This is a genomic window from uncultured Metabacillus sp., from assembly GCF_947503125.1.
Taxonomy (GTDB): domain Bacteria; phylum Bacillota; class Bacilli; order Bacillales; family Bacillaceae; genus Metabacillus.
In genome coordinates this window covers 1-9,831 of the sequence record NZ_CANNCR010000098.1, presented here as the reverse complement: position 1 = coordinate 9,831, position 9,831 = coordinate 1, and the positions used below count along the sequence as shown (strand labels likewise).

Annotated in this window: 12 protein-coding genes and 1 pseudogene; 8 read left to right on the top strand and 5 right to left on the bottom strand. The window is 37.5% G+C overall.

From position 1 onward, the window contains the following. Positions 1 to 736: 736 nt before the first annotated feature. The 7 genes and pseudogenes from Q1B07_RS25370 to Q1B07_RS25340 all read left to right on the top strand — a co-directional run bounded on the left by Q1B07_RS25370 (position 737) and on the right by Q1B07_RS25340 (position 4,429). Complete coding sequence (locus Q1B07_RS25370; protein WP_144521971.1) at positions 737 to 1,009, top strand: hypothetical protein; 273 nt, start codon at positions 737 to 739, stop codon at positions 1,007 to 1,009. 13 nt (positions 1,010 to 1,022) lie between these two features. Then, on the top strand, positions 1,023 to 1,370 hold the full coding sequence (locus Q1B07_RS25365; protein WP_175502156.1) for a spore coat protein: 348 nt from the start codon (positions 1,023 to 1,025) through the stop codon (positions 1,368 to 1,370). Positions 1,371 to 1,501: 131 nt separating this feature from the next. Beyond that, positions 1,502 to 1,828: a hypothetical protein gene (locus Q1B07_RS25360; RefSeq protein WP_299095170.1), complete on the top strand. Its 327-nt coding sequence runs from the start codon at positions 1,502 to 1,504 to the stop codon at positions 1,826 to 1,828. Positions 1,829 to 1,944: 116 nt separating this feature from the next. Further along, complete coding sequence (locus Q1B07_RS25355; protein ID WP_299095167.1) at positions 1,945 to 2,916, top strand: S8 family serine peptidase; 972 nt, start codon at positions 1,945 to 1,947, stop codon at positions 2,914 to 2,916. A 10-nt stretch (positions 2,917 to 2,926) separates the two neighbouring features. Next, a complete protein-coding gene (locus tag Q1B07_RS25350; protein ID WP_299095165.1) occupies positions 2,927 to 3,328 on the top strand; it encodes a S8 family serine peptidase in 402 nt (133 codons plus the stop codon). 97 nt (positions 3,329 to 3,425) lie between these two features. Next, positions 3,426 to 4,021 (top strand): annotated as a pseudogene (locus Q1B07_RS25345) (phospholipase D-like domain-containing protein). Between the two features lie 120 nt (positions 4,022 to 4,141). After that, the gene (locus Q1B07_RS25340) at positions 4,142 to 4,429 is read left to right on the top strand and encodes a hypothetical protein (RefSeq protein ID WP_299095162.1); all 288 of its coding nucleotides are present in this window, start codon (positions 4,142 to 4,144) and stop codon (positions 4,427 to 4,429) included. A gap of 346 nt (positions 4,430 to 4,775) precedes the next feature. Here the strand turns inward: Q1B07_RS25340 and Q1B07_RS25335 are convergent, their stop codons facing one another. The 5 genes from Q1B07_RS25335 to Q1B07_RS25315 form a co-directional block, all read right to left on the bottom strand. Beyond that, on the bottom strand, positions 4,776 to 5,195 hold the full coding sequence (locus Q1B07_RS25335; RefSeq protein WP_254416425.1) for a hypothetical protein: 420 nt from the start codon (positions 5,193 to 5,195) through the stop codon (positions 4,776 to 4,778). A gap of 127 nt (positions 5,196 to 5,322) precedes the next feature. Next, complete coding sequence (locus Q1B07_RS25330) at positions 5,323 to 5,838, bottom strand: hypothetical protein (RefSeq protein WP_255301616.1); 516 nt, start codon at positions 5,836 to 5,838, stop codon at positions 5,323 to 5,325. A 433-nt stretch (positions 5,839 to 6,271) separates the two neighbouring features. Then, the gene (locus Q1B07_RS25325) at positions 6,272 to 7,417 is read right to left on the bottom strand and encodes a Ger(x)C family spore germination protein (RefSeq protein ID WP_299095153.1); all 1,146 of its coding nucleotides are present in this window, start codon (positions 7,415 to 7,417) and stop codon (positions 6,272 to 6,274) included. 14 nt (positions 7,418 to 7,431) lie between these two features. Further along, on the bottom strand, positions 7,432 to 8,445 hold the full coding sequence (locus tag Q1B07_RS25320) for a spore germination protein (RefSeq protein WP_299095150.1): 1,014 nt from the start codon (positions 8,443 to 8,445) through the stop codon (positions 7,432 to 7,434). Beyond that, positions 8,399 to 8,701, bottom strand: a complete 303-nt coding sequence (locus Q1B07_RS25315; RefSeq protein WP_017697717.1) for an N-acetylmuramoyl-L-alanine amidase — start codon at positions 8,699 to 8,701, stop codon at positions 8,399 to 8,401. The genes Q1B07_RS25320 and Q1B07_RS25315 overlap by 47 nt, the downstream gene beginning before the upstream one ends. Before the next feature lie 361 nt (positions 8,702 to 9,062). On the opposite strand from Q1B07_RS25315, the gene Q1B07_RS25310 reads away from it, so the two are divergent. Then, entirely contained in the window at positions 9,063 to 9,515 is a 453-nt protein-coding gene (locus tag Q1B07_RS25310; protein ID WP_144521919.1) for a hypothetical protein, read from the top strand. Positions 9,516 to 9,831: the final 316 nt, after the last annotated feature.

The following is a 9,831-nucleotide window of genomic DNA, read 5'->3' as shown; positions in this document are numbered from 1 at the left end:
CTTTGGACACCTCGTATAATACCAAGAGGGCTCTTTTTTGTTCAATCCTCAAATTTCTTCATTACAGGAATGCTCCTATTATTTTTTTTTGAAACCTTTCTTAGAATGTTTGAAGATAGAAATATTTATTCATACAAAGTTTTTAAAATTCGAATTATATTTTTATTATTTTCGGAAAAAATACTCTTGGCAAAAAAAATCAAGGAAGAGAGAATAGGGTAAATTTGACGGTTGTACTTTTGTAAAAGCTGATTAAAGTACAATTGTTTTACAATTCGAGGGGGATTTTCCTTTTCGCGAAGCAAGACTGGTATGCTTATTTTGAAATGGAGTATTGATGCAGTTTGTATTTTTCATAAAATTAAAAAAGAGGTAGACGGAGTATGTATAAGGGCTATCCTGAAACGATTTATATGGACCAAAACCACGAGCAAGGTGTAAGCAATTTAATAAAAATATAAATCAGTATTTTTCCAATCCTATTATACATAAGGAAATTAATGGTGATAAAATATATGTTGCCTTGGACCTAGACAGAATCTGGAATAGGATAAATTAATATTTAGTTTAGCCACAAATACTCCCCACCTGCGTATAGGTGGGGAGTATTTAATGCTATCTAAAGGTGGGGGGTTTTTAAAACTAATCTAAAATACCTGCATATTTTTGACCGCTGTGTGGCAATCTACCAAAGTGATTACAACATTGTTAACAAGGAGGAAACATTATGCAACAAATGCAGACGGGTATGAATAATCAACAAGCACAAGCTTTAATGACACAACCGCCTGAAATAATGTCAACAAAGGATCATCTCTATGTAAACGATATGTTAAGCTGGAATTTACTTGCGATGAAGAAAATGCATTTTTTTGCTCAACAATGTCAAAATCCCGAAGTAAGAGCAGCACTTGAACAAGCTGGACAAATGCATGATCGACACTATCAACAGCTGCTTCAACAGATGCAACAGTATGTAAATCAACCTTCACAAAATATGAATCAATAAGGAGGAAACTATAGTGGAAAATAATACTCCAAACAGGATTAAAAATCCTGAAACACCAGTCCCTAAGACGCCGCAAATGAACGATAGAGATTTTCTAAACGATGCCTTAACTACGGAAAAATATATATCTTCCTCATACTCGACTGCATTAAAAGAAGCTAGCCATGAATCGTTGTATCGTACAATAGCGTCTGTTTCCCAAGAAACAGACGACTGTCACCGCAATCTATATAACTTAATGTTTAAAAACGGATGGTACGGTTTGGAAAAAGAAACTCCACAAACTATTCAACAATCGGTTCAGCAATTTTCTAACTACATGCAAAGTCAAGATCCATATAGAGGTAATGTAATACAATAAAAGAACACGTGTTCAAGAAGAATAAACTCAAGGTAAAACAACAATAGTTATGCGAGACAAAAGGTTGGTTAGTTGTTAACCAACCTAGAAAATAATTTAGAATTTACAACAATCGAAAGGGCGGCGGTAAGATGAATCTTAAGTGGATGAAACTTTTATCAACAGTTTTTCTTTCAACTTTCTTGTTATTAGGGTGTAATAATGGAGATGACGATAAAAATCCACCACCTGAGGATGTAACTCCAGGGACAGAGGAACCAATTGAAGATCCTAACGACGCAACAGATCCAGATACTGTTGATGAAAATAATGTCACCCCTGATACAGAAGAATCAGTTGAAGATCCTGAAGACGCAACAGATCCAGATAATATAGATGAAAATAATGACAACACTAATACAGAAGATCCAATTGAAGATGCTAAAGATGTAAATGACGCAGATAATAAAGATGAATAAGTTTATACACCGTTTGTTCTCAAACGGTGTTCTTTATGTATCAAGATTCAAGGATGATAAGTAGAAATTTGATTATTCAAGCATTTTCTAATAATAAAATTATATAGAGGTGTCTCATGACAAAAATATCAAGGTCCTTATTGGTTACGGTTTCCGTACTTATTCTTTTATCTATAGGGTTATTATTCTTAGTACAAAATACAAGAAACAAAGAGAATCACGAAAATAAAACAGTTGCTGTCGAAAACAAATTTAATCCCACTATAACCAATGTCCAAAATGTTAAAAACGAAAAAAATGTTCTTCAAATAAACAGCCTTTCCATGGGTCAAACCATCAAGAATCAATTAAAAAATGATCCTTCCGTTTTTCTAATTAAACACAATGAAAAAACTGAGAGTCATTATATTAAGAAAGAAGTAAACGTTACATTCAAGACTCTTCCCTCAACAAAGGAAATAAAAAGGATAACACAGGAGATAAATGGCACTATCATTAAAAAGCTAAATTCTACGATTGTGTTTCGTTCTAATACGCTTTCGACCAAGGAACTTATTGAATATTTTAACAGACAGGCTATGGTTGAATTTGCTGAACCCAATTATCTTTATCTGCAAAATCAAATTGGACTTCCTAATGATTTGCTATATAGAGAACAATACCAATGGAACTTATCGGCAATTCAAGCAGAAGCAGGCTGGGATATCACCAAAGGGGATGAACATATCATTATTGCTGTTATAGACACTGGCGTTGATCTGGACCATCCTGATTTGAGAAGACGAATTACAAATGGTTATAATGTACTGTTGAATAATAATTTCCCTGATGATGACAACGGGCATGGCACCCATGTAGCAGGAATCATTGCATCGGAAACAAACAACCATGAAGGTGTTGCAGGCATCACTTGGTATAACAAAATAATGCCTATAAAAGCAATGGGTGCTGAAGGGCATGGGACGACCTTTGATATAGCAAAAGGGATTTATTGGGCAGCGGATCATGGAGCCGATGTCATTAATATGAGTAGGCAATTATCAGCATTCTTCCCTTTTAAAAGGGGCAATCGATTATGCATACAGTAAAAATGTTGTCTTGATTGCTGCAGCAGGAAATGAAAATACTATGCAGCCGAGCTATCCAGCTGCTTTTTCTAAGGTTCTAAGTGTCGCCGCCGTAAGTTACACCGGACAACGTGCCCCTTTCTCAAATTATGGAGATTATATCGATGTTGCAGCTCCCGGAGTTCAAATTCCGAGCACCTATTTTAACCAGCAGTATGCAGCTTTATCAGGTACTTCTATGGCTTCGCCTCATGTGGCAGGACTTGCTGGCCTCTTGCTTTCAGTAAACCCTAATTTAACGAACCAAGAAGTAATAGACATTATTAAGAATTCTACTTATGATTTAGGAATCCCTGGAACTGATCACGAATTTGGTAGTGGCTTAATTAATGTAAAGAATGGATTGGAAGATGCCCAAAGCAAAAGGCAATAATCCCTTTTTGAAACCGTTGCTTTTCGTTGTTATAAAACTTCTACATGATGTACATTGTTTGTACATGATAATGGAAAAACTAAGGAGGGAATTTTAGTTGGAGTGGATTTTTTATCTATACCTGTTAAATACGTTCTTTATGTTATTCATAGCAATTTGGGAAGTTCGTCGGCCAGCCAAAGCTTTGAATTGGATAGTAATCGTCCTTGTTTTGCCTGTCATTGGTTTCTTACTATATCTTAGCATATCAAATCCCAAGCTTATTCATCGTAAAAGAGTGACCTCTTCTCATAATGAGTCTGATAAGTTACCTGATACATATAGTGATTCAGCATCGATAATCGCCGATGCTTTAAGGTATTTTACTGTAGGCGGGCTTGGCTTCGAGTCGGCAAAGTCCAAGCTGGAGTTCAAATCTACCAGTACGACAAAGGAATGATACATGCGAAGGTGTTGACCATCGATGAGGAGATTGCTGCCGTAGGCTCAGCAAACTATGATATGAGAAGTTTTCGCCTGAATTATGAGGTGTGTCAAGTCGTGTACAGTGCTGATGTGGCAAGGGAACTCACAGAGCAGTTCGAGAGGGATCTTACTGATTCTGTACCATTAAGAATTGAAGACTTGTTGCAACGATCCCTGACCGAGCGCATTGTTGAACAGGGTGCTCGCGTGCTTTCTCCATTATTATAAGTTGAAAAAACCAGTATTATTTATCTTTCTGATTTTAATTAGCTTACATGTTGTAATATAAATATTTTAAAACATGAGGATTTTTGAAATCGAGTGAAATATAAAATGGAGGAATAAATTTTGGGTGAAGTTTTTTTGGGTTTACTGACAATCAAAGTCATAGTAGGTTTTGTCACCTTATTTTTTATCATTATCATAACCGGTAGAACATCAATCTCTCAGTTAACCCCGTTTCACTTAGTTTTTGTATTAGTGCTTGGAGATTTTTTAGGAAATACCATTTATGAAAATAAGGTAGGGATTTTTCACTTTTTATATGCCATCGGATTGTGGACGCTTCTCATGTTGGGGATAGAGTTCTTGACTCTAAAAAATAAATCGACACGTTCTCTCTTATTGGGCATATAGCAACCGTTTTGAGTATAAGGCTATTTTATATATAAGGGATCCCACCAACAAAAAGCGCTTAAAACATACGCTAAGCATAATTCGTCATGAATAAAGCCGATTTTTCCTCAACTTACGAGAAATAATCGGCTTTATGGATAAGGGGACAATCGATTGTCAAAATGAATCCATTCCTAAATACTATTTAAAAACCGGTTGATGTGAAACCATTACCATAATCTAAAAAAAGAGTATTATTCGGGGTGACACAAAAATAATTTATTCAAGTGGATTAACGGACTAGTGCGCCTAATATATGTGATATATATAAAGATATCTTACCATAGTGTAACGGGAGGGTAGTGATTTAGTACAGGATATCTGATGTTAAAAAGACTCCGGCAGGAGGAACGCCGTTCTGATATATAGGAGGTTCAGTGAGTGCTGTATCAGTTGTAGCAATCCAAGTTCCGTACTCACCTGCAAGCAAAGAGGGAGGTTTCATAATAAACCGTCCACTTAAAACGAAATGACGAATTCTAATTGAGGGATCATCAAATATAGTTAAGTTACCAAAAAATGAGGCATATGGTGAATCAAAACTTATTTGTTTGGTGTTTTCTTCCCAATACCCATTAATTTGAATAGGTGTACCACGAAAATTAATTGTACCAGATACTTTATTATTACCTGTAATAGAATTAATGATGAGTACTCCCCAAATAATGGGTCGACCGGCTATAGAAGCCGAAATACCCCATTTTGATGGAAAAGGTATACTAACCATGAGTTTCTGTGCAGTTTGCAAAAGTTGATTCCTCGTTTCGTAATAATCATAAATACAAGAGTTTAAAGTTTAATTTCTATCTTTACATCAGAGTGTTAAAAAAAGAAAGAAAGTCTAATAAATTATTTTAATATTTATTCATTTTGAATCTTCCATATTCGGTTTCGAACATTTCATTTACTTCCCAAGATTCAACGGTTTTATAAGCTGTTTGTTGATCAAAGCCTTTTCCCAGAAGGTAGGCCATTGCGGCAATTTCAGTTAGCGCATGTTCATAGGAAGTAAGAGCAACTTCTTTTAGACCATAATCAACAAAAGGCTTTATTGCCATTAATGTTTCACTTTTCAAATCCTGATCCGAATTTTCTCTCTCATCGGATTCATTACCCTCTAGATTTGGATGTGCTTCTTTGTATAGCACCTCCCACTGTTCATACAGACTTGTAGCTGACTCAAAGTCCTCAGAGTCTACTGTTAAATTTTTTTGTAATTTACTCATTAAATTACGCCATGTCTCTTCCCATTCCTCTAAAGTTCTTAAGTCAAAGAGTTTTGAGAACTTCGGTTTCACACTTTCCCAATGAACATAAATGTCGGTACACCATCCCAATAAATATTTATAGTTTTCCGTTTGGGCTTCCATTTTTTTATCACCCTTTTTAAATTTTTTCACTTCTAAAAAAAGAAGCAATATCGCGTGTAAAATGAGGTTAAATACCTTTTAAAACCAATTTACAATTCTATGGTATGTTTCACTTATGTCCCTAGACTAGGCATTTGTCTCATTTAACAAAATAAATTTTGTTTTCTTTCCAAACGGATAAATATGTTGCATTCTGCAAGTATAATTTTCCTTTGCAAACAAGGCCGGTGTTAAAAGTATAAAGGCATTTTTAAAACGTTCTTAACAAACAGATAAAGAGCAGGTAAGCTGAGGAACTTGATAAAAACCTGAAGGGGTTTCGTCAGGAAAATACGGATTTACAACGTTAAACTATTTTTTGGGAAACAAAAACCTTGCTTCCCCAACGCTAAGCAGAAGAAGCAAGGTGAGTTAATAATTTCACTTGCCAGAATCACGAGGTGGATTCACCATGTTCATGTAATTTATATCCTCCAGGGTAAACAATATTCACCTCAACCTTTACATGGCGCGGGGAATCTTGGTTTAAAACGAGTTGCTGTTTTCCTGTGGCTATGCTCTTCCATTGATGTGGATGTTTGCGATACAAAGATTCGCCCAAATTGTAAATATCTATACCCTCTTTAAAAGCAGTTTGATACGTTTTGCGGATTTGCTCCTCTATTTTTTCCTGAGCCATTTGTGTGAGTTCCTTTTCGGTAAGGTCCGTATGCAATTCATTGATCCCTGCCTTCACTTTTACTGAAATATCGAAATACGCCTTGTTCAATTTCACAATAGGAGTCACTTCATATTTGGGTTTTTCTGCGACAAGAACAGCCGCAAGCTTTTCTTCGGCAAACAAATCAAGAGGTACTCGGATCGTGTGAGTACTTAGCCAGGGCATTCCCGACAAATCCTTAAGATCCATTCGTCCATAATAATTGTGTAGATCATATACATGTATGCCAGAATATCTAAGCAGCTCTTTTGGTTTATTACTTTCCTGCCATTGACCTTTGCGAAGCGATAATTCCGGTATATAACTGGTTCTGGCCTTTTCGTTTGAGTCCAGTACAAATTGTTGCAGGCGGACCGGAGCAAGGATAGAACGCTGTCTGAAATTTTGCTCGGGATTGTGAAGAATGGATGCATTTGGCGAAAATCTAAAAAATGGGGTTGCCAGCAAGATTTCTTCAGGAGGCTCTCTTGTGCTAAACAGCCAGGCCAAGTACCTTATTTCACGATAACGGTTGATCAATTCCAGCACTTCTCCGACTTTGTTTTCCTTCATCAATCTCTCGCTGAACAAAATGGCAGAGATTTGTCCCAAGTTTAAGCGTTGTTGTGATGTACTGTACAAATCATTTGCCGCCTCCGTAAACGAGGAACCTTCGCCTTTGCCCACCCAAACCGGGGGCTGCTCCGCTTTTTGCTGTCCCTCCAGCTTGGCCACTGTCGAGAAATCAAGCAATTGCACATACAAGGTGTATTGGCCATCGACATAGTCTATTCCAACAGCCGTAGCATAGTTCATGTTTTGCACTTCATATCTGCTCCAGCAACCGGTAAGGGTGAGAAGAAGGAAAAGTGCAACCATACTTTTATATCTCCTCATTTATGCCTGTCCCCTTGCCTTGTAGAATCTCGTGTCTTCAACATGTCCGGTCGAGTGTTTCGCCATGGCCAAGGTAATCGAAACAAAGCGTTGGCCAAGTCTTTAAATGGAGGTGATATTGGGGCCAAGTAAGGCAAGCCGCATGAACGCAATGAGGCTAAATGGCTGAGCACAATAAATAATCCAAGAAAGAAGCCATAAATGCCAAGCGTGGCAGACAGAATGAAAAGAAAAAAGCGTAAGGTACTAATCGTTCCAGCCAATGATAGGCTCGATAAAGTTGAACCAAAGATTTGTGTAATTGCTCCGATGACAACGATACCTGGGGATAAGAATCCAGCACGAATGGCCGCATCCTCCAGGATAAGTCCTCCTACAACCGTTACCGTGGAGCCGACCGCAGAAGGCAATCGGATACCAGCTTCCCGCAGGATTTCTAAGAAGAGAAGTGCAATAAACATTTCAACTGCCACATCAAAAGGGATTCCCAACCGGTTAATCCCCAAAGTGGCAAGTAGATAATAGGGCAGCTGATCTTGATGATAGGAAAGAATGGCAACAAAAAATGCAGGAAGCAGTAGCGATACGGACAAGCCAAGTAAACGAAGCGTTTGACCAAATGTAGCTGCCAAAGCAGTAAAGTGGATATCTTCGGGTGCTTTCACAAGCAAAAATAAATTGGCAGGCGCAATCAACGCAGCCGGTGTACCATCCACAATCAACGCTACACGCCCATTGAGCATACAGTTCACGGTAAAGTCTGCTCTGCCTGTATACCCCATCAAAGGAAACAATGCTTTTGTCGGTTCCATTAATTCTTCTAGCTGAGTGGCGCTAAACGCTCCGTCAATGTGAAGATCATCTAATTTATTCTTTACATCTTGAACAATCTTAGGATCAACAATGTCACGCATGTAAAGAATTGCAACGGTTGTTTTCGTGCGAACGCCTACTTTTTTCGTTTCATAAACCATGCTGGTTGATTTGATTCGTTTCCGAATTAACGCCACATTGACTCCCACTTCTTCCACAAATCCATCCTTTGGCCCCCGTACCGAAAGCATTCGCATCATCTGTACGTTCTTTCAAGCTGCGCGTAATATCTGCTGTTCTACTCATTTTAATTTGCAGGCCTTCATAATGGTTTTCCAAGAGATTTCGGATGCTATGGGAAATATTTAAGGTAATTTCTTTTTCCTGCATCCCATTGCCAATAGCTCCTGGGTCCATTCTCCCGTGACCAGGATCTAAATATAATTTAAACATTTTACACCACCTCGTACAAATAAAATATGATCGAAGAGTAACGGAGGTATAGGAATTCGTCTGAGATACATATAAAAATAGGTGATGATAGGCATTACATTTCATTGAATCAGATGATTTATTTTAAAGCTAAGAAATTTTCCAAATGCGAGACCATATGTATGAGCAGCAATTAATGTTCCATATTTTTCGTGGGTCAGGCAAACTCTTGTTCATCTAGACAGTAGGCTGATTGATTATTGATGCTTCTTTCTTAACAAAACACCTAAGTGATTCTCTGTGCATATACTGTATCATTACTACAGGATTATGATTAAATACAACTCAATCCATACATAAAATAATCAAGGAGAGGTTAATTTTGAAAATTCCAAAGACAGCCAAAGTTAGTATCCCCTTTCCATCCGTATGGGGGATTGATGCTTCTATTGCGGGGAGATCCATTATTAGAGGTATACTTACCATTGATTCCATTGTAGACAACAAAGTAGTAGGTACAGTTAATTTTCGTGGTATACCTATTCCGATTAATGGGTATTGGGACGAAAGCGCTAAACAAATAAGTTTCGATTCACCATATGCCTCCTTTTTTGGCAACTTGACAATATTTGATGAGACCGCTATAAGCATTCGGCATTTCATTTTAAGTGGACGGTTTATAATGAAACCTCCCTCTTTGCTGGCTGGTGAATACGGAAATTGGATTGCTACAACCTTTACAACCCGTTTGGGACCTCCCATATATACTAATGTTTTACCACCTGCTGGTGCCTTTTCAGTCTCAAGTATGCTCTTGGGACAGCAATTGTTTTAATTAGACCATGACTTTATAAAAACAATCTTCCTTTGTGACTAAGGTTGTTTTTTAAAAGTGTTCTCGAAAAATACAGCCTTGCTTTAAATCTGAGTTTAGCGTATATCTCCGTTAAAGTGTACTCGGAACCCTTTGATGATCGTGCCTAGTTAGATAAACAAATATTGATACTTCCTTATAGAAATAGCCTGCTTGGTTAGGTACGTTGTTTCACAATCCCCGGAAATTTTTAATATAAGTAACTCAACTTTCGCAGAGTGAGATCGGCAAATAAGCCTTGATATAACTAGGAAGGCCAGCGATCCACCTCTCGAGT

Bases quoted from the DNA above. Each gene is read 5' to 3' on its own strand.
- Q1B07_RS25370 (WP_144521971.1), top strand. From the start codon at position 737: ATGCAGACGGGTATGAATAATCAACAAGCACAAGCTTTAATGACACAA.
- Q1B07_RS25325 (WP_299095153.1), bottom strand. From the start codon at position 7,417: ATGGTTGCACTTTTCCTTCTTCTCACCCTTACCGGTTGCTGGAGCAGA.
- Q1B07_RS25360 (WP_299095170.1), top strand. From the start codon at position 1,502: ATGAATCTTAAGTGGATGAAACTTTTATCAACAGTTTTTCTTTCAACT.
- Q1B07_RS25315 (WP_017697717.1), bottom strand. From the start codon at position 8,701: ATGTTTAAATTATATTTAGATCCTGGTCACGGGAGAATGGACCCAGGA.
- Q1B07_RS25355 (WP_299095167.1), top strand. From the start codon at position 1,945: ATGACAAAAATATCAAGGTCCTTATTGGTTACGGTTTCCGTACTTATT.
- Q1B07_RS25330 (WP_255301616.1), bottom strand. From the start codon at position 5,838: ATGGAAGCCCAAACGGAAAACTATAAATATTTATTGGGATGGTGTACC.
- Q1B07_RS25335 (WP_254416425.1), bottom strand. From the start codon at position 5,195: ATGGTTAGTATACCTTTTCCATCAAAATGGGGTATTTCGGCTTCTATA.